This window comes from Methylomonas albis, from assembly GCF_014850955.1.
GTDB lineage: Bacteria > Pseudomonadota > Gammaproteobacteria > Methylococcales > Methylomonadaceae > Methylomonas > Methylomonas albis.
In genome coordinates this window covers 4,270,301-4,292,947 of record NZ_JACXSS010000001.1, presented here as the reverse complement: position 1 = coordinate 4,292,947, position 22,647 = coordinate 4,270,301, and the positions used below count along the sequence as shown (strand labels likewise).

Below are 22,647 nucleotides of genomic sequence, written 5' to 3'. Positions count from 1 at the left end.
AAGCCAGGCACGACGCGCTCAAAGCACTACAAACCGGCTTGATGCCGTGCTGATTGCCTGCATCAGCGCGTCGGCATCCGAGCGTAGAAAGAAATGTCCTCCCGGAAATACATGGAGATTGGCGCTCTGCGTGGTGTGTTCGCTCCAGGCTTCAACGTCTTCGGGCGAAACTTCCGTGTCTTGGCGACCAGCATACAATTGTAGTGGACAATTCAGCGGCGTATCGGGGACATAGTCGTAGAAGTCGCACAAGGTCAGATCGGCTCGCAGTGTCGGCAGTAAAAAGTCCAGCAGATCCTGATGTTCGAGAATCTCGTCCGGAAAGCCGCCGAAACGGCGGAGTTTTTCGATGAATTCCTGGTCAGGCAATGCGTGCATTGGCGCTCGACGTGCCGGCAAATGTGCGGCACGGTGAGCGGAAAGAAACAGCGTCAGCGGCAACGGTGCGTTTTGGCGTTGCAGGATTTTGGTTAGTTCAAACGCCAGCAAGGCCCCCATGCTATGGCCGAACAACATGAACGGTTTCTCGGCATACCGTTGAATCTGATCCGCAAGAAGCTCGGCCAAAGGCAGGGCAGCGGTATGTGCCGGCTCGCGAAAGCGGTTTTCCCGTCCGGGCAACTGTATCGGGCAAACCTCAATCGCCGGCGATAGGCCTTTTCCCCAGGTTCTGTAGATCGAAGCTCCGCCTCCGGCAAACGGTAAACAAAACAGCCTTAACTGTGCCGCAGGCTTTGGGTTTGGACAGGTTATCCAGTCGTTAAACTTGATGGGCACATGCGCTTTCGCTACTGCGGTGGCGGGTTGGCGGGGGCAAAAGGCTGAATCTAAATTTTCTGTTCTCATGAGTTCAGACTCGGTTCGTCAAGGAGCTTGTCTAGGTCTGCCAGTAGCGACTGCGCGTTAAAGCTGGCGGAATCGTCGCGCGGCGCGGGTTCGGGTGGTTCGCCGCGGCTAGGTTGCGTAAGCGAGATTAGCGCGGCGTCCATCAATTCTTCTACGTAGTGCGTAATGTCGTTTACGGTAGGGTAGTTAAACGCCAGACTGACCGGCAAGGCCTGCTGCAAGTGACGGCCCAGCACATTTCGCATCTGTACCGCCATCAAGGAGTCCAAGCCCTGGTCGGCCAGGGGCTTGGCAGCATCCAAATGCAGCGATTCGTGTATACCCAGCGTCTGCCGTACCGTGTCGTGCACCAAATTGCCAAGTAGCTGCTTGCGAGCTTCCGGCGATGCATGCCGCAGTTCCAGCAATATATCCGCCGTGGAGGCGCCGCTTTCCTTTATTGCCGTTGGGGCGGTTTTGCTGAGTTCCGAGAAGAAATGCGGCGGCGTATTGAGTTGGGCGAGATATTTTTGCCAATCCCAATCGATTACGCTGATTTGTGCGATGTTACCGGTGCTCGCCAGGATTTGTTCCAAAGCCAATATGCCGATATCGGGTTGAATGCCTGTGAAGCCCAAGCGGCCCATATGCTTGGCAATGCCGGCGTCCGATGCGGCGATGCCTATGCTGTCCCACGGTCCCCAGTTAATACTGGTAGCCGCCAATCCCTGCTGTTGTCGATAATGGGCTAAACCGTCCAGGAAAGTGTTGGCGGCGGCATAATTGCCTTGCCCCTGGTTGCCTAACACTGAGGCGGCGGATGAAAACAACACGAAAAAATCCAATGGCAGTGTCCGGCTGAGTTGATGGAGATGCCAGGCGCCTTGGATTTTCGCGGGTAACACTTGTTTAAAGCGTTGCCAACTTTGCTCGGCAAGCATGCCGTCCTCAATGCTGCCGGCGCAGTGCATCACGCCGCGCAGGGGCGGGAGGGCGGTGTCGATTTTGTGGAATACTTCGGTCAGCGCTTGCATATCCGATACATCCGCTCGCATCAAAAGCACTTGAGCGCCGGCCTGTTTCATGCGGCTTACGGCTTCCAAGGCTTCCTTGGCGGCTTCGCCGCGGCTGGTCAATAACAGGTGTCTGGCGCCTTGCGCTACCAACCAGGCGGCTGTGCTGAGTCCCAAGCTGCCGGTGCCGCCGGTAATCAGATAACTGGCATCGCCCCGCACCAGCGATGGGCGCTTGCCGGCGGGAGCCGCTTGGCGGATGAGGCGGGCAACGTATCGTACACCTTGCCGCCAAGCGATTCTGGATTCGCCATCGTCCGGCTGCAGACTGGCCAGTAGATCGTCGGTATCGGTAGGTGGTATCGCCGGATCCAGGTCTATCAGGGTGCAAGCGAATTCCGGGTGTTCCAGCGCCACGACCAAGCCCAAGCCCCACAACGGCGCTTGCTGAATTTGCCGATTGCCCGTTTCGTTGCCGACGGCTTGACTGCCACGGCTGACCAACCACAAATGTGTGCCGTTTGGCCATCCGGCGCGAACCAAAGCCTGAACCAAGTGCAGCACACTGGCGCAAGCGAGGCTTTGGTTGTGGGCTAGCCATTGACTGTCCTCGACTTGGGGTTCGTCTTGACTCCATAAATGCACGATGCCTTGGAAACGACCCTCGGTTCCAACGCTATCTTGCAATAATTTTGCAAAATCCTCGGCTTGTTCAGGGTTGACGCAATAATGGTTTGGCCCGACCATGCCATAGACCGAACCCGGCGTCACCAGTACGCAACGGTCGCCGCGATCAGTCAGCTGTTGCGCCAATTTCCGGGCGGTTTCCCGACGATCCGCAAAAATTAACCATTGTCCCGCTATGTCGACCGCTGGCTGGCTGGCTGCTAACGGCAGCCAAGCGCTGCGGTACAACAGCCTATCGGCCCGGCTCGGCAAGTAGCGCTGGATGGCCTTGAGATTGGCGGCTCGCGCTTCCAGACCGATGAATTCGATCAACACCTGTCCCGAGGCGTCGCACAGTGCGGCGTCGGCAATCACCCGTTTCGCGGCATCGGCGGCGCGCAACACCAAATGTCCCCATAGCGGGCTATCGTCCGGCGTCCGGAAGACGCGTATTTCCTCAATAGCGAACGGTAACCAAGTTTCGTCTTCCGCCAGGATGCCGGTGGCCAGTAGCAAACCGAAGCAAGCATCCAATAATCCCGGATGCAGTTGTTTAGGATCCAGGCCTCCCAGCGATTGCGGTTTACGCAGCCGGCAGATGCTTTCCCGATTCCCGAGTTTGATGGATTCCAGCCAGCGATAGCTCGGTCCCAGATGGATATGACGATCAGCTTGGGCTTGGTAAAAGACCTCGGTTGAGAGGGATTCGCCGCAACGCTCCCAAAGGCTTGGAAAAGATTTGCCGGGCGAGTGAGCAACGGCTGGGGCAAACGTGCCTTCCGCGTGGGTGGCGACGCTGGCTTGTTCCGCTGCGGCGGTGGCGGCAAAGCTGATCAGTTGCAGCGTGGCGTTGCTGTCTGTGGTCGGCGTTACTATCACCTGCACGCTACGGGTTTGTCCGCCGGGAATAATCAGCGGTTCCGGGAAAAAGACATCTTTCAGCACATAGGCACTGTTGCCGAAGCTTTCCGTGGCGGCGTTCAGCATCATGGCGACATGGCAGGCTCCGGATACCACGATTTCATCGTAAACTCGGTGATCCAGTAAAAAGGGCAGGGTTTCCGCGCTGAAGCGATTTTCGTAGATTGTCGCTTGCACGGTCGGTAACTGCAATTTATGACCGAGCAATGGCTGGCTGGAGTCGTTGCTGCGAACGGCCGTTGTCAGGGCGGCGGGCCGATCCAGCCAGTGGCGGCGGCGCTGAAATGGGTAAGTCGGTAGCGGCAAGCGTCGGCGTTGATAAGCCTGGTCGAAGCCTTTCCAGTCTACCGGGCCGCAAACGGATAATTGGCCCAGACTGTTAAGCAGCGTCTGCCAAGCGGTTTCCCCTGGCCGCAAACTGGGTAGCCAGAGTGCGTGGTCAGAACCAAGGCAGCGCGCGCCCATGCCTAACAGAGTCGGTTTCGGACCGATCTCGATAAAGATTTCGCAGCCGTGTTGGCTTAGGCTCTGCACGCCGGCCATGAATTTTACCGGCTGGCGAATATGGCGGCGCCAGTATTCGGGCGTGGCGATTTCGTCGGAGGCCAGGGTGCCGGTGAGGTTGGAAACCAACGGAATTTGCGGTGCGGTATAGCTGATACCTGCGGCGATACGGGCAAAATCGGCCAACATTGGCTGCATCAATGGCGAATGGAAGGCGTGCGAGGTGTTGATCGGCTGGGTGTTATAGCCGTCGTGCTCCAAGCGGGCGACAATCTCGGAGAGGGCTGATTTTTTGCCTGAAATGACGACACTCTCGGGGCCATTTACAGCGGCGATAGCCACATCGTTCGGGTAGGCGGCTAACAACGGGCGTAGATGCGCTTCGGCGGCGAAGACCACCCACATTTCGCCGTCTTTAGGCAAAGCCTGCATCAGGCGGGCACGTTCCGCGACCAATTTCAGGCCGTCGTTCAAGCTGAATACTCCGGCAATACAGGCCGCGACATACTCGCCCAAACTGTGGCCGATGACAAAGTCGGGCTCTATGCCCCAGGATTTCCACAGTGCAGCCAGGGCATATTCGAGCGCGAATAGGGCCGGTTGAGCATAGGCGGTTTCATCCAGCGCTGTCGGGCTGTCGTCAGCCGGATAGAGTATTTCCAACAAGGGCTGGTCCAACCAGGGCTGCAAAATCTCGGCGCATCGGTCGAGTTGCTGACGAAACACCGGCTGACTGCCGTATAACTGCAGACCCATGTCCGGATATTGGGAGCCTTGGCCGGTAAACAGGAAGGCAATTTTGGCTCGGCCCTGGGGAGTTGTTTGTCCCAGTATGACGCGGTCAGGACTCTGCCCGGCGACGAAGTTTTGCAAGTCCTCGCGCAACTGCTCGACAGCATCGGCTGGCAGCGCCAAGCGATGTTCAAACGCCCTGCGACCGGTGTTAGCGGTAAAACAGACGTCAGCCAAACATACTCGCGGGTTATTGGCGAAAAACGCCGCGTAACGTTCGGCCATCGCTAGCAAGGCCGGTTGGCTGCGCGCACTCAGCATCAGCAAGTGTCGCGGCCTTTCCAATTCGTTGATCACGGCTGCCGGCGGCGGCGCTTCCTCTAAAATGATATGGGCGTTGGTTCCACCTATGCCCAGCGAATTCACCCCTGCGCGTAGCGGGGTGCCGGCGGTTTTCCAAGGGGTCGGGCGGGTGTTAATGTAAAACGGGCTATTGTCGAAATCAATCGCCGGATTGGCTTTGTTGAAGTGCAGGGTGGGCGGGATTAGTTTGTGTTGCAGTGCCAGTACCGTCTTGATGAAACCTACCGTTCCCGAAGTGATTTGCAAATGGCCGACATTGGTTTTAACCGAACCGAGTGCGCAAAAGCCCTTGGCTTCGGTGTGGGCGCGGAACGCCTGGGTCAGCGCGTTGACTTCGATGGGGTCGCCCATTTCCGTGCCGGTACCGTGCGCTTCGACGAAGCCGATGCTGTCCGCCGTGACGCCGGACATGGCGATGGCTTCCGCCGCGACTGCGGCCTGTCCCTCACTGCTGGGCGCCATATAGCCGACTTTCACGCCGCCGTCGTTATTGACGGCGGAACCTTTGACCACGGCGTAAATATGGTCGCGGTCGCGGAGGGCATCGTCCATCCTCTTTAGCAGCACGGCGCCGACGCCACTGCCGAACACCGTGCCTTTGGCTTGTGCATCGAACGAGCGGCAGTGGCCGTCGGGAGAAACGATCATGCCGGTTTGAAACAAATGGCCGGATTGTTGCGGCACTTGCACCGCCGCGCCACCGGCGAGAAACAGGTCGGCTTCGCCATTCAGTAGCGATTGGCAGGCCATATGGATAGTCACCAAGCCGGTGGAACAAGCCGTCTGCACGTTAACGCTGGGACCTGTGAGGTTGAGTTTGTACGAAACCCGCGTGGTCAAATAGTCCTTGTCGCTAGCCACCATCAGCAGGAACCCGCCCATGGAATCCAGCGTGGCGACTTCCAAATCGTCCTGGATGTCAAGGGTGTCGCGGTTGGGGTAGAGGTTGTTGAGCAAATAGGTATTCATGCTTGCGCCGGCATAAACACCGGCAACACCTTCGTAAGCGATAGGATCGTAGCCGGCGGTCTCGAAAGCTTCCCACGCGCATTCCAGAAATAAGCGGTGTTGCGGATCCATCAATTCAGCATCGCGGGCAGTGTAGCCGAAGAAGCCGGCGTCGAAATTTTCCACGTTGGCTAACAGCGGACTGGCCTTGACATAGTCGGGATGATGCACAACCGAGGGTTTGATGCCGGTGCCGGTAATTTCAAGTTCGTCGAAGAAGCTGATCGATTCGACGCCTTCGGCCAGATTGTGCCAAAAGCTATCCAAATCGTCGGCGCCGGGAAAGCGGCAGGACATGCCAATGACGGCAATCTCGCTGCTGCCGTGACCGGCTTTGTAGCCGCTGCGCGCTTCCGCGCGTTCCTGACCTCTTTGGGAAGGCGTTTCCCTGAGTCCTTCATCGGCCAGTAGTTCTACCAGCGCGCCGATGGTCGGATATTTGAATAAATCGACCAAAGTCAGTTGTGGGCCGAAGATTTCCACCAAGCGAGCATGTGCCTGCACCAGTAGCAACGAGTGACCGCCTAATTCAAAGAAATTGTCGTTGAGGCCGACTTGCGGGATTTCCAGCAGGTCCTGCCAGATTTTTGCGATCCGGATTTCGATATCCGAGCCTGGGGGCAGTTGTTGGGCCGATTCCGGGCGGCTGCCCTGAGCTAGTTTTGCCAGCCGGTCGCGGTCGATTTCACCGGCTGCGGTCAGCGGCATTTCCGGCAGGTACTGTAAGAGATTGCCGGGACGGCAGCCGGGACGGCGTCCCAGCGGGTCTTCGGCAAACAGCGCGGCATAGAAAGGGTGCTGCCGGTACTGCTGTTTGTTATGGTAAGAGGTACAGGTGAAGGGAATGCTTTCGCCGTTGCCGCACAGGAATTGACCGCTGACCACGAAGTCGGGATTAAGGCCGTTGTCGCATAGACTACGGGTTATTGTTGCGACGATGCGGTCGCCGGGTCTGGTCTCGATGCCTGGATGGAATAACGGTAGATAGACCGGTAGCCAACTGTATTCGTGCTCAATAATGTCGATGACTTCGCCTTCTATAGTGTGAAGGTTTAGCCACACCAAAAAGCCGTCGAGGCGCGACGCCTGATCGATGATTAATTCGATGTCATGCTGTTCCTCTAACGGCGTGATGCGGTTGAAGTCCAGGTCTTCGAAGATGTCCGCGTTGGACAACAGGTTGCCGCGAGGAAAGTTTTTAATGCACAGCCGCAGGTCGAAAGGGTAGCCCACCTCGTCAAAAATTTTGCCGGTATAGCGGCTGGGGACTTGATAAAACCCCGGATGCGGCAGCAAAGCATCGGGAAAACGCGCGGCGGCGATTTTGGTAATGCTGCGGCCGGGAATCATAATGCCACCTGGGCGCAGGAAACGATGCGCGTTGTTGATCAGCGCAGCCGCACCTTCACAGCCGCCGATCGGGCCGACGATTTCAGACACGCAGATATCGGCCAGTTCCGGTAGGTCGACTTGGGTTGCATCGCCGTGGACGATGGTGATTTTGTCTTCCAAGCCCAGCTGTTGAATGTGGGCCACCGCTTGCGCGTATGCTTCGTCGCCCATTTCGATGGCGTAGACTTTGCGCGCTCCCGCTTCCAGCGCCAACCTGGCCAGGATCGCCTCTTTACCGGTGCCGATGTCGAGGACTATTTTGCCGGGAACCGTGCGTTGTAGCGCGATGCGGTAACTTTGGTTTCGACGTTCGTCGTTGGCCAGTGCGTAATAAATGAGGTCGTCGTAGACGAAATATTCGGCTACCGACGGCCACAATTCAAGCTGCTGTGCGCCGGCGCTTTCCGGTTCGTGTAATTGAATATAGTCGCAGGGGATTGGCGTTCCGTAGCGGTCTGTCAGCGGTTCCGGGTTTAAGCCCGACGGCGCCATCAAGCGGCGCGCGGTGAAATAAATTTTGGTTTTAGCCAATTGCGGCGGGCCGCTGTGGGTTTTTGCGCGAACAGCCGGGCTGGCGTTATCCAGACCGATGAGTATCTGGGTTTCGTTGAGTTGCAGTGCAACCAGGATGGCATTGAGGTTGCCGCGCATTAGGCTGGTCGCGGTTGATTGCTCGTTCGGCGAGCTCGCTATGTTGAGTAGGTCCCAGTCGCTCAGGCCGATATGGCAAACACGCGGACTGTTTGTCATCGTTGGCCGCGAGTCGAATTCGGTGGGCAAATTTTGGTTGGCGGGGTTGAAACAGCCGTCTGTCGACGACAGGGTGACAAAAAGTTTGCCTCGGTATTGCTCAAGAATGCGATGGAGAGCGCTCGTGCCGATTAATTCAGCGCTCAGCCGGGTTTGCAGAGCTTCCGGGGGGAGCTCCAGCAGCGAACCGTCAGCTAAAGTGTGTGCAAGGCGAATGATCCCGTCCAACTGATCACCCCAAGTGGAGAGCGCGGCGCTAACAGTCTGCTGGAATGCGGCCTGATCCAAATCGGCAATGGCTAGATAAATGCATTCGCCGGACAATTGCCGTAGTCGTTGGTAGTAGGCAAGGCGGTCGGCGTCTTTGTCTGTCAGTCCTGATTGCGTTAGCAACGGCGTCTTTCCCAGCAGCAGCAGACGGGCGTGGTAGCGGTTGAGCAGATATTCCGCCAATTGCGGTCCGATTCCTTCCAGGCCGTTGTCAATGATATAGACGGCTTGACGCCGGAAAGGCAAGCCGATAGGGAACGCTTGGCTGGCAGTAGCCATATCGATTGGCTGTAGGCCCATGACCCAACGATGTGGCCCGCGATAGGCGATTTCGCTGTCGATGGCGGTTCCCAGCAACTCTTTGACGATAGCCGGCGCATAGGTCGGCGGGTTATCCGTTGGGCAATCCAGTTGCAGGCAGCGCAGGGCGGGGAACGCTTGTTCGATGCGATGCAGCAGTTCTGAACGCGCGGCATTCGCATAGCCAATAGCGTCGTGCGTATCGCAGGAAACCGTCAGCAGCCGTAGCGGTCCGACGGTGCCGAGTGCCGACAGAGCCTGGGCCAGAGCTAATAGATTGCCGGCTTCGGCGGGTTCGGAGGCATAATCGAACAGGTTCAGAATGGGGCCGAGTCGGATATCCGATGTCCTAATCCATTCCAGTAATCGCCGATAGTGTTGCGGATCATTCGGACGGATCGAGAATTCCAGCGCGCCGAGTTGAGCGTAAGATTCGCCGGATTTGACGACTATGCATTGAATGCCTGCTGTAGCTAATTCGGAAGCAACCCGTAAACCCAGTTCAAGCCTGTCGAGAAAAATAAGGCTGGCACCGCTGTCTGTGCGGTTCATCGGCGTTTGTTGCTTGCGTCGCCAAATCTTTTTATGGAAACGGTCCGGCAGGGTGTGTTCGTTTGCCGTCAATACATCCAGATGCTCGAGGATGGCCTGAAAATCACCTTGTTGGAATTGGCTAATGAGTTTTTTATGCTGGATCTTGCCGATACCGGTTTTGGGTATCGCACTGCAATCGAGCGGAATCAGGTAATCCGCTTTGATACCCAAGCGCTTGATCAGTCGCGACTGGATGGTTTTTAATAATTTGAGCAGGACGGCATCGTTATTTTCGTAGTCGGCATGGAAGAAAATTGCCAATTTCAGTTCGTCACAGCCTTGTGGCCGGACCGCGCAAGCTGCGGTAAACGATGCGGCGATTCCGGGGATTTGTTCAACGGCCGCCTCGATCTCGTTATTATAGAAATTCGCGCCGTTGATGATGATGCCGGCGCCGACACGTCCGGTGAGAACCAGTTCGCCGCCGGAAATAAAGCCGGAGTCGCCGGTATCGAACCAACCGTCGGCCCCAAACACCTTGTTTGCCTCGGGATTGAGGTAATAGCCGGGTGTGAGCACTTCGCCTTTAAGTTGAAATCGACCGATGGTTTCTTCCGGCAGCACACGCTGTTGGTCATCGACGATGCGCATCGAAACGCCGGGGATGACTGGGCCGAGGCTGGCGAAGGAAACGCAACGTTCGTCGTCCACTTCGACCCGGCGAACCGCGCCGCTGAGGGAGTTTCGGTCGAGATGGTGAAAACCAAGGGATTGGCCGGCTGCCGGCTGATGGTAGTTCACGCCCGAGCAGACTTCCGACATGCCGAAAGCGGCCACTAGCGTTGACGGTTGTAGGCCGTAGTTAGCCAGTTTTGCCAAAAAATCTCGGGTGGTCGTGCGTGTGATGGATTCGCCGGCGGTCAGTAGCGATTTAACACAGGATAAGTCCCAGTCCCGTTGCGGTTCGTTGTTGAGGGTATTTGTCACCAATGCGTAGGCAAAATTGGGCGCCCAGCTGTGGCGGGCGCGATACCTGTGAATGAGCTCAAGCCAGCGTAATGGCTGCGCCAGGACATAATCTTTAGGGGCGTAGACCAGTTGGCAGCCGAGATCGAGGTAGCGTAGATGCCACTCGGAAATGCTGCCGATATGGTCGAACGGCAACCAGTTTAAAATGACGTCGTCGGCTGAATGCCGGCACAGCATATTGGTGCCGCGTGCGCGTGCCAGCAGGTTGCGGTGCGTTAGCGCGACGGCTTTGGGTATGCCGGTGCTGCCGGACGACAGCGTGTAGAAGGCCACATCGTCGGGCGCGGCTGTGTGGATTTGCATATCCGCCGGATTGTCGCGTAGCGCTTCGATGGCAACCCAGTTGGCATCGGCGAAACTTGTCGTCTGCGACGATGACCGAATAGACGCGCCGTGGGCATGGTTGGTGAAGATTAGCGGTTGGTCGAACAGGCTCCAGACCTGCTGGAGCTGCTCCAGGGCTCGGCTTTCAATATCGTAACTCACGGGCACCGGAACGATAACAGGCTCAAAACCGCCCAGTAAACAGCCCCAGAAGGCGGGCAGGATATCGTCGTTGCGTTCAAGCTGGAAAACGACTTTATCGCCGGGTTTTAGGTCGGTGCGTCGTAAGCCGTGGAGTATTCGGCAGGCTTCCGTTAGCAGTGAGCCGTAGCTTTCAATGCGTTCGCTGCCGTCATGGTCGATATAGATAATGGGCGTGTCGGTTTGGGCTGCAAATAAAACCTGCTGCAGAACTTGGGCCGCACCGTCGCGTTGCGGTAAGGGTTGTCCGTGACTGATGGCGGCGGGCGCATCGCTCAGGGTTGCTTGGAGCGGGGTCTTTGCTTGAGACTGATGCGCGGCGCCTGGCACGGCGTTTTTCAGCAACTTGCCGACGTGGATATGCCGAGGCTTATCCGGCCAGTACCCCGAAATACAGGCAGCCCGTTCGATGTCGGGTAATGCGGCGATACGCTTAGTGACGTTCTCGGTAAATTCTGCCGACAAAACCGGTACCCGTGCCAACGCGGTTTCGTCTACTGTGCCGTCGTCGTTGAGGGGGAGATAGGCCACGGCTACGAATGTAGCGATTTGGCCTTCGGCCTGTGCGTGCAGTCGGAGTTGTAGCTGTTCGAAGTTGTCGGCTTCCGTTGTCACGATGTAGGCGACACGCTCTAATTTGCCTTGTTGCGTTTTCCGTTCGAGGACCATGTATTCCTCGATTGCTGGATCGTTCAATAGTGCCGTTACCATGGCGAGTCCGTGTCTGTATTCGTTATTGTTCTACATAGTCGAAGGCACCATTCCGGCAAAAGTCGCTCGGCAGGCTATGGCGCGAATTTTTGTGAAGCATTTTGTTAATCGGGCTGCGGTAAGGTGTGGCGACTACTTGAGTTGGATATGGTCGAAAATTCACGGCTGGTGTGCGCGGCCAAGGCCTTCCGAACAGGGAGGCAACTTGAAGCGGACCACAGATGTCGAGCGGCGCAGCTAGCCGCAAAGCTTGGGCAATGCTGTGCACGGAAACAAAATTCCGTGGAGAATCGAGCATATCGAAAGGGCTTTTGCTCGGGAGTCGGTAGGGTCTGGGCTTGTTGAAATCGGTGGTAAAGTCATTCCAGTTATACATGGTGGCAATACTCGACTTGTTATGGGCGAATTAGTATACGGGCTGCATGGGGAAGACGCGATGACACGCCGACTACAGGATCTTTACTGGAAGAAACCAGGATATGCAGGTCAAAAGGGGCCTGGCGCCGGCAAAATTGGCAAATGTCCGGCATTGGTCTGTCCTCTCGTAATTATTGGGGATGGAAGTCCGCTTAAAAAGAGTCTCCTCCTGCTCGAATCATGGCATCAATAGCCCTGTAGTCTGCCGACTAGACTAGCAGAGATGCTGATGTTTGAATAGGGCAGGTGTTTTTAGGTTCTCTCAATAGCATCAATTCTAGTGTGTGTTACGGCACTGAGTCCAATCATCGGCCATTGGGCTGCGCAGTGCCATCGACTTGGCGAGTGTTTTGCAATGCTGACGATTCACGGCCATGAAAAAACCGCCGGCCTTGCGGCTGAATGTCTAGACTTGAGGATAGTCTGATAGAAACCAAAGAAAATTCGAAATCATTCAGAGTCAGCAAGCTTATACTTCCAGACGTAGGGCAATAGATTCGCCAATTCGTAACAAGGAGATACGCCTTCGTAAAATGAGATAAAACTAACTCGAGTGGATTTGTGGAGTCACCTTTGCAAGCTATGACTTTGATGATGACGTTAGAGACGGTTCGGGAAATTTTGGCTGAACCTGACTGAGAATTCATTTATAGCAGCCTATACTGCCGGCTCCTTTGTGCTGTTTACCAAAGATCCTTGATCAATCATCAAAGGAAACACCATATGAAAATGCTGCGCGACCGATCAAAACTTCTGATTTGGTTAATTTTGGTGCCCGTCAAGGGCTTGATTTAGCCTCAAAATTCTGATGACAAATAAAATGAAACTTCTTGGAAATCAAAGGCATAATTTCGACAAATACTGACAGGGCGCCTGGTTAAATTGTTGGTAAATATACAAGGCAGGCCTAATTGTGATTCCGGTTGTCGTGGGTTCGAGCCCCATCGTTCACCCCATTAAAATCAGACGTTTAGTTATTTTGCCGGTTGTCACGACAGTGCTAACTTTCGGGCCGCATAGCTAGGCGGTCAAAATTTCGTCCTTTCGGTCGATAGTCTCAATTGTCGTTGCGACCTTATCTACGCAAACCATTAGGTTTCGGATTAAAAGTTATAGTTTTATTTCTGGCATTTGCATTTTATGCTGTATTTCCTGTAGCGCCGCTTTGTGTTCCAGCCCTAACGATAGCCTGATAAATCCCCATCAATTCTTAATGCCCGATGACAAGGTATTGCTATGGCTAAAGGATTGGCTGCGTATGCGCTCTCTGGTGCTCGGCCGAATTCGGTGAGGCTTATGCGGGCAATGCCGCTGTAACTAGTTGTAGCGCTTATAGGAATTCCCTGTAATGCATTGCCAAATGCGCTGCGGGATGATGCGCGGCCAGTATCTAAGATTAGTTCTAGCTCCGGCCTCTGGCATCTCGATAAATTTCCGCAATTTGGCGAAAATGTGCTCGGACTCGGCGAGCCATCCGGAGAATTGTCCTGAAGGTTATTGCTAAATTGCCTGGAGCGTTGCCTAAGGCGAATACACAATTTAATCAGCCAGCCAGCCAGCCAGCCAGCCAGCCAGCCAGCCCAGCGGACAGGGGGCGATGTCGACTAGATTGACTCGTGTCAATGGTATGTTTTTTTATCGGAGTGTCGCTCGACAAAGCTCCGTGCCTGTCTTATCCATGCCAATCTGGTAAAGTAAGATTAATCCAGTCACTGAACAAAATAATGAAAAAACTATTAAACCAAAGCTTCTTAACCAACTTTATCGCTTTGCTGATTATCGCTGCCGGCTACGCCAGCCCGTTTTATCCGGAAACCTTGAAAGCGATTGGCTTTTTTGCCTTTTCCGGTGCAATTACTAACTGGTTGGCCATTCATATGCTGTTCGAAAAAGTGCCGTTCTTATATGGCTCAGGGATTATCCCGGCACGTTTCGAAGAGTTTAAAGCATCGATCAAGGCCCTGATGATGCAGCAATTTTTCACGGTGGAAAATATCGAACAGTTCATCGAAAGAGAAGAGCAGCAGGGCGGAAAGGTGTTGAATTTGCACCCTTTGTTAAACGCAGTCGATTACGACAAGGTTTACGAAGGCTTGGTATCCTCGATTATGGCTTCTTCGTTCGGTGGCATGTTGTTGATGATGGGGGGCGAGGAAGCGTTATTGCCGTTAAAACAACCTTTTACCGAAAAAATGCAGCACACTCTGCTGGAAATGGTGGAGTCAGAGCGATTTAAACAGGCTTTGCATCAGGGCTTGAACGCTCACAAGATTGGTGAGGATTTGACCGGCAAAATAGAAATGGTGATCGATAAACGCCTGAATGAGCTGACGCCGCAGTTGGTCAAGGAAATGGTGCAATCCATCATCAAGCAACATTTGGGTTGGCTGGTGGTGTGGGGCGGCGTATTTGGTGGAATCTTGGGCGCTGTATTCGGTTTTGCCTGAGCGGCGTGACTATGACTACCATCGAACTGGCTTACGATAGTTTTGGCGCACCCGGCGACACGCCGTTACTGATTGTGCATGGTTTTTTGGCCGCCTCGCGTAACTGGCGTTCGGTAGCCAAGCGTCTATCCGCACAGCAGCACGTTTATGTGCTGGATATGCGCAATCACGGCAGTTCGCCGCATGCCGAGGTGTTGGATTATCCCAGTATGGCCGCTGATCTGTTGGCTTTTATGGACAGCCATGGTATCGCCAAGGCGAACCTGCTCGGACATAGCATGGGCGGTAAGGCGGTGATGTGGTTTGCTTTACATTATCCGGAGCGGGTCGCCGGTTTGATCGTTGCCGACATTGCCCCGGTAAGCTATCAGCATAGCTTTGATGATTTGGTCGACGCCCTTAGTCGTTTGCCGGTGGACAGCATTGGCAATCGGAAGCAAGCGGAAGAGGCGCTAGCCGAGGCGGTCCCGGATTTGGCCTACCGGCAGTTTTTATTACAAAACCTGTTGCTGAAAGACGGCAATTACTATTGGCGAATCAATTTGGACATTATTCAAAAAAACGCCCACCACATTGTCGGGTTTCCTGATGTCGGTGACAGCGTTTTTCCTCGGTCGGTGTTATTTATCGGCGGTGGAAATTCCAAATATCTGGATGAAGAAGCGATTTATGCGGTGTTTCCGCAAGCGCAAATCGCGACAATTCCGGATACCGGCCACTGGCTATATGTAGAGCAGCCGGACGAGTTTTGTAGCTTGGTGCAGGATTGGTTGCTTGCTGCGTAGCGTTTAAGTCATTGATCTAAGCCGGTTTAGAACCTTGGTACACTGGTCAATAATTGGAATGACGATAAGCTTACCGCAGTAATCTAGTTAGTTCAGTGCGGAGCGGTAACACATGACAGACCAATCATCTCAACAAACTCACGGTGTCAGACGAGGCAAGCCTGCGGTGCCGCTCGACGATTTGTTGCTCGCTGAGTCAGAGCACGGACTCAGCGAATATTTGTTGCTATCGCTAAGCGATTACGGCGAGCTAACCAAAGTTAGTATCACCACGACCGATGTCGAGCCGCGAACCTATTCCGCTTTTATTCATGCGTCCATGCCGCTGGATTGTGCTTCAGTGGTGTTTTTTGCTCAGCCAGTTAAGTTGGGGGAGTTGAGCGAGCATCGAACATTGCCGGATAAAAGAAAAGCTTGTGTTAGAATCGCGCGGCTTGCACCGTTTTGGCGGGTGTTGCGGCAAAAGGGTTCGCAACGCCGGCGCTGAGATGCTGCGATAGCTGATGGTTAGCACGCTGAGCCATCACTTTTTTCTTAACTTTTTTATTCGAAATGCTCATGAACAAACCCAAAAAAGTCGCAATTCTCACGGCCGGCGGTTTGGCGCCATGCCTGAACTCCGCTATCGGCAGCCTGATTGAACGCTACACAGAAATTGATCCCAGCATCGAAATTATTTGTTATCGCGGCGGCTACAAAGGCCTGCTGCTTGGCGACTCCTATCCTGTAACCGCTGAAGTGCGTGCCAAAGCCGGCCTGTTGCAACGCTTCGGCGGTTCAGTGATCGGCAACAGCCGCGTAAAGCTGACCAACATCAAAGACTGCGTAAAACGTGGTTTGGTGAAAGAGGGCGAAGATCCGCAAAAAGTCGCGGCCGACCAATTGATTAAAGATGGCGTCGATATTTTGCATACTATTGGCGGCGATGACACCAATACTGCGGCAGCCGATTTGGCGGCTTTCCTGGCTAAAAACGATTACGGCTTAACCGTGATTGGTCTGCCAAAAACCGTCGACAACGACGTGTTCCCGATCAAGCAATCGCTCGGAGCCTGGACTGCTGCCGAACAAGGCGCGAGCTATTTCTTGAACGTCGTGGCGGAAAATAATTCCAACCCGCGCATGTTGATCGTCCACGAAGTAATGGGCCGTAACTGCGGCTGGTTGACTGCAGCCACTGCGCAGGAATACCGCAAATTACTGGATAAAGCCGACTGGCTGCCTGAATTGGGCTTGTCTCGCGAATCTTATGAAGTTCACGCGGTATTCATTCCGGAAATGGCGATCGATCTGGAAGCCGAAGCGACTCGGTTACGCGCGGTGATGGATAAAGTTGATTGCGTCAATATCTTCGTTTCCGAGGGTGCTGGCGTAGAGGCCATTGTTGCCGAATTGCAGGCCAAAGGCCAGGAAGTGCCGCGGGATGCCTTCGGCCACATCAAACTGGATGCGGTGAATCCCGGCAAATGGTTCGGCGAGCAATTCGCGCAAATGATAGGCGCAGAAAAAACTCTGGTGCAAAAATCCGGCTATTTCGCCCGTGCTTCCGCAGCTAATATCGACGACATGCGTTTGATCAAATCTTGCGCCGACTTGGCCGTGGAATGTGCGTTGCGCCGCGAATCTGGCCTGATCGGCCATGACGAAGATCAAGGCAACGTGTTGCGAGCGATTGAATTCCCGCGCATCAAAGGTGGTAAACCGTTCGATATCGAAACCGATTGGTTCACCGAAACTTTGGCGACCATCGGTCAGCACAAAGGCGGCAAAGTAGACGTTAGCCACTAACGGTCAATTAGCCAAATTGTGACAGGCAGGGGCGGATTTATCCGCCCCTTTTGCTTTTTAGGAGGAGGGTGCCTTTATAGCCCTAACTCGCTCAAGCCTGGATGTTCATCAGGCCGGCGGCCCAAGGGCCAATGAAATAAGCGTTCGTCGGCGGTAATCGGTAAGTCGTTGATGCTGGCAAAGCGGCGCTGCATAAACCCATACTCGTTAAATTCCCAATTCTCATTGCCGTAGCTGCGAAACCAGTTGCCGGCATCGTCATGGCATTCGTAAGCAAAGCGCACCGCGATGCGATTGTCGGTGTAAGCCCACAACTCCTTGATCAGGCGATATTCCAATTCCTTGGCCCACTTGCGCTGTAAAAATTCGCGGATTTGGATACGACCGACCGGAAACTCGGCACGGTTGCGCCAGCAGCTGTCTTCGGTATACACCTGCACGACCCGATCAGGATCGCGGCTATTCCAGGCATCTTCTGCCATGCGGACTTTTTGTGCGGCAGTTTCGGTGGTAAATGGCGGTAGAGGGGGTTTGCTTTCCATTGTTGAGCTCCTGAGCGGGTGGCTAAGTCATGTAGACAGGGTTGTCTACTGCTGGCGATGGTAGCAATTGTAGACAGACTTGTCTACAATCGAAACATGATTTCCGATTCCTCTACTATTTTGGACCGACCGCCGCGAGAGCGGATTTTGCTGACTGCGCATGATCTATTTTATCGAGACGGCATTCGCGCTACCGGCATCGACAAAGTGATTGCCGAATCCGGTGTCACTAAAGTGACGTTCTATCGATATTTTCCCAGCAAGAATGATTTGATCCGGGCTTTTTTGGATTATCGGCATGAAGGCTGGATGGCCTGGTTTCGTGGTGCGCTGCAGCGAAACGGTGGCCGAGCGGGTGGTGGGTTGATGCCGCTGGTCGCGACGATGGCAGAATGGTTTCGCAAGCCCATTTATCGGGGCTGCGCGTTTATCAATACCGTCGCGGAACTGGGGGGCGTGTTACCCGATGTGCTGGACATCTGCCACCAGCATAAACAGGATATGGTGCGGGTGATTAGTGAGCTATTGCCTGATAGCCCCAACCGTCAGCAGTTAGCTAACGCTGCTGCGGTGGCGGTCGACGGCGCTATTGTTAAGGCACAACTGGAAGCGCAGGAAGCGGGGGAGAAGCAGTCCCTAAAAAGCTTGGAGACACTATTAGTGGCGCTGGACGCCTTTGCCGAATCAACTGCGGCGGGCAAAGCGCCGCACCACTAGTTTTTCCAGGCCTATCGCCGCATAAACTACTAGGCTAACCCCTAAAATCAACAGCCACTCGTCTTGGCCGATTGCCGCGCTGCCGAACAATGCCTGCATCGGTGGCCAGTAGGTAAACAGTAACTGCAGCAAGGTCATGCTGACTACGCCAAAAATTAGCCATAAATTGGAAAATAGGCCGACATGGAACATCGAGTAATTTAACGAGCGGCAGTTGAATAGATAAAACAGCGAACCGAACACAAACACGTTGACCGCCACGGTGCGGGCTTTGTCTAGGGTTTCGTTGTGCGACAGTTCCCATTCGAATAGACCGAATGCGCCGGCCAGCAGCAGAAAGCCGACCAGACAGATACGAAGCATTAGGCGTTTGGTGAGGATCGGCTGTTTGCGGTTCCGCGGTTTGCGCAGCATCAAACCCGGTTCCTTGGGTTCAAAAGCCAGCATCAAACCCAGCAGCACCGCAGTAGTCATATTGATCCACAGGATTTGCAAGGGCGTGATCGGCAAAGCCACATTGGCGAACACCGCAGCGGTAATCACCAGCCCTTCGCCAAGATTGGTCGGCAAGGTCCAGGCAATGAATTTCACTAGATTGTCGAACACGCCGCGGCCTTCCTCTACGGCTGCTTCTATGGTGGCGAAATGATCGTCGGTCAATACCATGGCCGCGGCCTCTTTAGCGACTTCGGTGCCGCCCATGCCCATCGCCACGCCGATGTTAGCTTGCCGCAGTGCTGGCGCATCGTTGACACCGTCGCCAGTCATGGCTACTACGTGACCGTTAGCCTGCAAGGCTTGCACCAATTGCAGCTTTTGCTCCGGGGCGATGCGGGCAAATACGTCGCAGTCCTTGACGTGTTTGCGATAGTCGGCCTCGCTGTAGTTTTGCAGTTCGGCGCCGCTGATCACCCGTTCGGTATGGCGCATATTCAGCTGCTTGGCGATGGCCAGCGCGGTGACTGGGTGGTCGCCGGTGATCATCTTGACGCAGATCCCGGCTTTATAACAGGCGGCAATGGCTCTGGCAGCCTCGGGGCGCGGCGGGTCGATCATGGCTTGCAAGCCCAGAAATGTCAGGCCGCCGTGCACTTCGCGATGTTCAACTGCGTCGTCGTCATGCTCGGCGCGCGCAAAGGCCAGGACTCTCAAGCCTTGCGCGGCCAACGCTTCGGCTTGTTGGTTCAGGCGATTTTTATCCAGCGCCACCAATTGCATGTCGGCAGAAAAGGCGTTGTCGCAACGCTCCAGCAGGCTTTCCAGGGAACCTTTCAAATAAATATGTCTAGCATCCTCTGCTAGATCGTGGTGCAAGGTCGCCATGAATTGGTATGCCGATTCGAACGGAATTGCGTCCAGGCGCGGATGATCATCGCTGACGCTGGCTTGATGTAGGCCGGCTTTGTGGGCGGCTACCAACAAGGCGGCTTCGGTGGGGTCGCCTTCTATGTGCCAGCTACCGGCATCAGCCATTAATCGAGCGTCATTGCACAGCAAGCCGGCTTTCAGGCATTCCAATAATGCCGGTTTCTGGGGCGGGTCGAGGATTTGTTGATTGCTGCTGAATTTGCCGTCCGGTGTGTAGCCGCTGCCGCTGATCTCGAATACTTCGCCACCCGCCTGTACGAATTGCACCGTCATTTGGTTTTGCGTCAGGGTGCCGGTTTTGTCGGAGCAGATCACCGTGGTGCTGCCCAGGGTTTCCACGGCCGGTAGTTTACGGATAATGGCGTTACGCTTTGCCATCCGCGAGACGCCAATCGCCAGCGTTATGGTCAGGGCCGCCGGCAGGCCTTCCGGGATGGCGCCAACCGCCAGCGCCACCGAAGCCATAAACATGTCTAGCATGGTTTCACCGCGCCAGACGCCGACCGCAAACGTGATGGCCGCGCAGCCGATGATCACCCAGAGCAACAATTGACTAAACTGGCTCATCTTCAGCGTCAGGGGGGTTTCCAATGGCTCGGCACTGCCGATCAGCTTGTTGATACGACCGATCTCGGTGTCGTCGCCGGTACTGACGACGATAGCCAGCGCGCTGCCATAACTGACCAGCGTCGAGGAATAAGCCATATTGCCGCGATCAGCCAATAAGGTGGCTGTGGGCAGGGTTTGTGCCTGTTTTTTTACGGGTATGGATTCGCCGGTTAGGGCGGATTCATCGATTTTCAGTTCGCGGCTTTGCAACAGGCGCAGATCGGCAGGTACCTTGTCGCCGGATTGTAGAAATACCAAATCGCCGGGGACTAATTCCGCAGCGGCGATACTTCGGCGTTGGCCGTCCCGTAGCGCATTGCTACTGATGTTCAAGGTTTGAGCCAGGGCGTTAATGGCTTTCAGCGCATTGGCTTCCTGGATAAAGCCGATCACAGCGTTGATGATAACGACGCCAAAGATCACGCTGCTGTCGGTCCATTCTTCTAAAAACGCCGTGGTGGCGGCGGAAAGCAGCAAAATGTAGATCAAGGGCTGATTAAATTGTGCCAGTAACAAAAGCAATGGGCCCTTGCCGCGGCGAGCAGTCAAACGGTTTGCACCGCTGGTCGCTAGGCGTTTTTGCGCTTCGTCGCTGCTCAGGCCTTGACCCAGTTCTACGCCAAAATGCGTTAATACTGTTTCCGGTGTTTGGCTGTGCCAGTCGGCTTTCGGGTAATTGTCCATATGCTTGGATTAAGTGATTGAAAACGGCGGCGCGGCCGTCGGTTTAGAGCCAAATAAGTCAGCGGCTAAAGCTATGAGTCGACAAAGAATACTTTGTACTTGTTCCCTAAAAGGTATGGGGTTATAGTCCATTCCCGAGGTCTATGACCTCATTCTAAATTAAAATAAAAACAAATAGTTGGAGGTATTTATGGGCGGAGTTATCGAATTAGTGGTGTTGATGTTGATTATTGCCATCTTCGCTTTCGCACCGTTAGGGTATTTTATTTACATGTACACCATGAAGAATGGCGAACCGTTCGGCGACATCGAGCCGCACAGTGATAGCGATTCAGCGCTATTGAGAAATGTCAGCAAAGCCATTCTGATGGTTAAAGGCAAACTGGGAAGAAATTAATTACGCCTTATTTGCCAGCAATAGAAAGCCGGGTTTAGCCCGGCTTTTTTATGCGGATTAGCTTATTTCGAGCCGCAGCTTGGGCAATTTGGGTTTTTCTTCAAGCGCATGCTATGCCATTCCATACTCAGTCCGTCCAACAACAGCAAGCGGCCAGTCAATGTGGTGCCGGTGCCGACTATCAGCTTGATCGCTTCCATGGCCTGTATGCTGCCGACGATGCCGGTTATTGGCGCGATCACGCCATTGCGAGCGCAATTTTGCAATTCCTCGCCCTCGCTTTGATACAGGCAGTTATAGCACGGACTGTCGTCCAGACCGGGTGTAAACACGCTGACTTGGCCCTCGAAGCGGATCGCTGCACCGGAAACCAGCGGTGTCCGCCTTTCCACGCAAGCCTTATTGATGGCAAAGCGGGTGGTGAAATTATCGCTACAGTCCAGCACCACGTCGGCATTCGTCACTTCGTCAAGTAATTGCGCGCCGGCCAGGCGTTGCTTGTGAGCAAACACTTTTACGCCCGGATTAATTTTTTCCAGCGTCTGTTGGGTTGAAATAACTTTATCCAGCCCTATATCGGCTGTGTTGTGAGCAATCTGGCGTTGCAAATTGGTTAAATCGACCTGGTCGTCGTCATAGACAGTGATCTGGCCGATACCGGCCGCCGCCAGATACATTGAGGCAGGCGAGCCCAAACCGCCGGCACCGACGATTAACACTTTGGCATCGAGCAATTTTTGCTGCCCGGCAATGTCGATTTGCGGCAGCATGATTTGCCGGCTGTAACGGAGTAATTGTTCGTCGTTCATAGTTTGCATGAGTGGGGTGAGGCGCAGATGATGCCAAAGAGCTTGACAGAGTGCAAAAGCCGGATATTATTAGCACTCGTTGCTAGAGAGTGCTAATAAACTTGAGGCCGTTTAAAAGCTCGCTTCTTCTGCAAGGATGTAGTTGTTTTTTAAATAGCTTTATTAAGTTTTTAACCTTTAACTTTATCTACATTAAGGAGACATTGATGAAAATTCGTCCGTTACATGACCGTATCGTCGTAAAGCGCGTGGAAGAAGAAACCAAAACTGCTGGCGGCATCGTGCTGCCCGGTTCAGCCGCAGAAAAACCCAGCGAAGGCGAAGTTTTAGCGGTGGGTTCAGGTAAAACGTTAGATAACGGCCAAGTACGTGCCCTGGAAGTTAAAGTTGGCGACAGAGTGTTGTTCGGCAAATATTCCGGCACCGAAGTTAAAGTCGATGGCGAGCAATACATCGTCATGCGCGAAGAAGACGTCATGGGTGTTTTGGGTTAATCCCGATTCGTCCGACACCCCCTTTTTCAATTTAACCAATATCTCAG

Annotated in this window: 13 protein-coding genes; 7 read left to right on the top strand and 6 right to left on the bottom strand. The window is 54.3% G+C overall.

Features of this window, described 5'->3' with window-relative positions; all coding sequences use genetic code 11:
- Positions 1-18 precede the first annotated feature (18 nt).
- From EBA_RS19530 to EBA_RS24655, 3 genes are all read right to left on the bottom strand, one after another.
- On the bottom strand, positions 19-846 hold the full coding sequence (locus tag EBA_RS19530) for a thioesterase II family protein (RefSeq protein WP_192376262.1): 828 nt from the start codon (positions 844-846) through the stop codon (positions 19-21).
- Positions 843-11,543: a type I polyketide synthase gene (locus tag EBA_RS19525; RefSeq protein ID WP_192376261.1), complete on the bottom strand. Its 10,701-nt coding sequence runs from the start codon at positions 11,541-11,543 to the stop codon at positions 843-845. Before EBA_RS19525 ends, EBA_RS19530 begins: the two co-directional genes overlap by 4 nt.
- Positions 11,544-13,138: 1,595 nt before the next feature.
- The gene (locus EBA_RS24655) at positions 13,139-13,498 is read right to left on the bottom strand and encodes an MGMT family protein (protein ID WP_192376260.1); all 360 of its coding nucleotides are present in this window, start codon (positions 13,496-13,498) and stop codon (positions 13,139-13,141) included.
- Between the two features lie 186 nt (positions 13,499-13,684).
- Here EBA_RS24655 and EBA_RS19515 point away from each other — a divergent pair, with 186 nt between their 5' ends.
- The 4 genes from EBA_RS19515 (at position 13,685) to EBA_RS19500 (ending at position 16,980) form a co-directional block, all read left to right on the top strand.
- Positions 13,685-14,407 carry a DUF445 domain-containing protein gene (locus EBA_RS19515; protein WP_192376259.1) on the top strand — a complete coding sequence of 241 codons (723 nt, stop codon included), beginning with the start codon at positions 13,685-13,687 and terminating at the stop codon, positions 14,405-14,407.
- A gap of 11 nt (positions 14,408-14,418) precedes the next feature.
- Positions 14,419-15,192, top strand: a complete 774-nt coding sequence (locus tag EBA_RS19510) for an alpha/beta fold hydrolase (protein ID WP_192376258.1) — start codon at positions 14,419-14,421, stop codon at positions 15,190-15,192.
- 112 nt (positions 15,193-15,304) lie between these two features.
- On the top strand, positions 15,305-15,679 hold the full coding sequence (locus EBA_RS19505) for a hypothetical protein (protein WP_192376257.1): 375 nt from the start codon (positions 15,305-15,307) through the stop codon (positions 15,677-15,679).
- A gap of 71 nt (positions 15,680-15,750) precedes the next feature.
- Positions 15,751-16,980: a pyrophosphate--fructose-6-phosphate 1-phosphotransferase gene (locus tag EBA_RS19500; protein ID WP_192376256.1), complete on the top strand. Its 1,230-nt coding sequence runs from the start codon at positions 15,751-15,753 to the stop codon at positions 16,978-16,980.
- Between the two features lie 74 nt (positions 16,981-17,054).
- Here EBA_RS19500 and EBA_RS19495 read toward each other — a convergent pair whose 3' ends face one another.
- Positions 17,055-17,522 (bottom strand): nuclear transport factor 2 family protein, encoded by a 468-nt coding sequence (locus EBA_RS19495; protein WP_192376255.1) that lies wholly within the window; start codon positions 17,520-17,522, stop codon positions 17,055-17,057.
- A gap of 96 nt (positions 17,523-17,618) precedes the next feature.
- On the opposite strand from EBA_RS19495, the gene EBA_RS19490 reads away from it, so the two are divergent.
- A complete protein-coding gene (locus EBA_RS19490) occupies positions 17,619-18,239 on the top strand; it encodes a TetR/AcrR family transcriptional regulator (RefSeq protein WP_192376254.1) in 621 nt (206 codons plus the stop codon).
- Here the strand turns inward: EBA_RS19490 and EBA_RS19485 are convergent.
- The gene (locus EBA_RS19485; RefSeq protein WP_192376253.1) at positions 18,207-20,900 is read right to left on the bottom strand and encodes a cation-transporting P-type ATPase; all 2,694 of its coding nucleotides are present in this window, start codon (positions 20,898-20,900) and stop codon (positions 18,207-18,209) included. The two genes, EBA_RS19490 and EBA_RS19485, sit on opposite strands and share 33 nt — an antisense overlap.
- Before the next feature lie 190 nt (positions 20,901-21,090).
- Between EBA_RS19485 and EBA_RS19480 the strand changes: the two genes are divergently transcribed.
- Positions 21,091-21,297, top strand: a complete 207-nt coding sequence (locus EBA_RS19480; RefSeq protein WP_192376252.1) for a hypothetical protein — start codon at positions 21,091-21,093, stop codon at positions 21,295-21,297.
- 62 nt (positions 21,298-21,359) lie between these two features.
- Here the strand turns inward: EBA_RS19480 and EBA_RS19475 are convergent, their stop codons facing one another.
- Entirely contained in the window at positions 21,360-22,106 is a 747-nt protein-coding gene (locus EBA_RS19475) for a HesA/MoeB/ThiF family protein (protein WP_192376251.1), read from the bottom strand.
- Between the two features lie 206 nt (positions 22,107-22,312).
- Here EBA_RS19475 and groES point away from each other — a divergent pair, with 206 nt between their 5' ends.
- Complete coding sequence (groES, locus tag EBA_RS19470; protein WP_192376250.1) at positions 22,313-22,600, top strand: co-chaperone GroES; 288 nt, start codon at positions 22,313-22,315, stop codon at positions 22,598-22,600.
- Positions 22,601-22,647: the final 47 nt, after the last annotated feature.

What these genes read in the sequence shown, in the direction of transcription:
- EBA_RS19500 (WP_192376256.1), top strand. Translation starts at nt 15,751, where the DNA reads ATGAACAAACCCAAAAAAGTCGCAATTCTCACGGCCGGCGGTTTGGCG.
- EBA_RS19475 (WP_192376251.1), bottom strand. Translation starts at nt 22,106, where the DNA reads ATGAACGACGAACAATTACTCCGTTACAGCCGGCAAATCATGCTGCCG.
- EBA_RS19495 (WP_192376255.1), bottom strand. Translation starts at nt 17,522, where the DNA reads ATGGAAAGCAAACCCCCTCTACCGCCATTTACCACCGAAACTGCCGCA.
- EBA_RS19490 (WP_192376254.1), top strand. Translation starts at nt 17,619, where the DNA reads ATGATTTCCGATTCCTCTACTATTTTGGACCGACCGCCGCGAGAGCGG.
- EBA_RS19515 (WP_192376259.1), top strand. Translation starts at nt 13,685, where the DNA reads ATGAAAAAACTATTAAACCAAAGCTTCTTAACCAACTTTATCGCTTTG.
- EBA_RS19505 (WP_192376257.1), top strand. Translation starts at nt 15,305, where the DNA reads ATGACAGACCAATCATCTCAACAAACTCACGGTGTCAGACGAGGCAAG.
- EBA_RS19485 (WP_192376253.1), bottom strand. Translation starts at nt 20,900, where the DNA reads ATGGACAATTACCCGAAAGCCGACTGGCACAGCCAAACACCGGAAACA.
- EBA_RS19480 (WP_192376252.1), top strand. Translation starts at nt 21,091, where the DNA reads ATGGGCGGAGTTATCGAATTAGTGGTGTTGATGTTGATTATTGCCATC.
- EBA_RS19510 (WP_192376258.1), top strand. Translation starts at nt 14,419, where the DNA reads ATGACTACCATCGAACTGGCTTACGATAGTTTTGGCGCACCCGGCGAC.
- EBA_RS19530 (WP_192376262.1), bottom strand. Translation starts at nt 846, where the DNA reads ATGAGAACAGAAAATTTAGATTCAGCCTTTTGCCCCCGCCAACCCGCC.
- groES (WP_192376250.1), top strand. Translation starts at nt 22,313, where the DNA reads ATGAAAATTCGTCCGTTACATGACCGTATCGTCGTAAAGCGCGTGGAA.
- EBA_RS19525 (WP_192376261.1), bottom strand. Translation starts at nt 11,543, where the DNA reads ATGGTAACGGCACTATTGAACGATCCAGCAATCGAGGAATACATGGTC.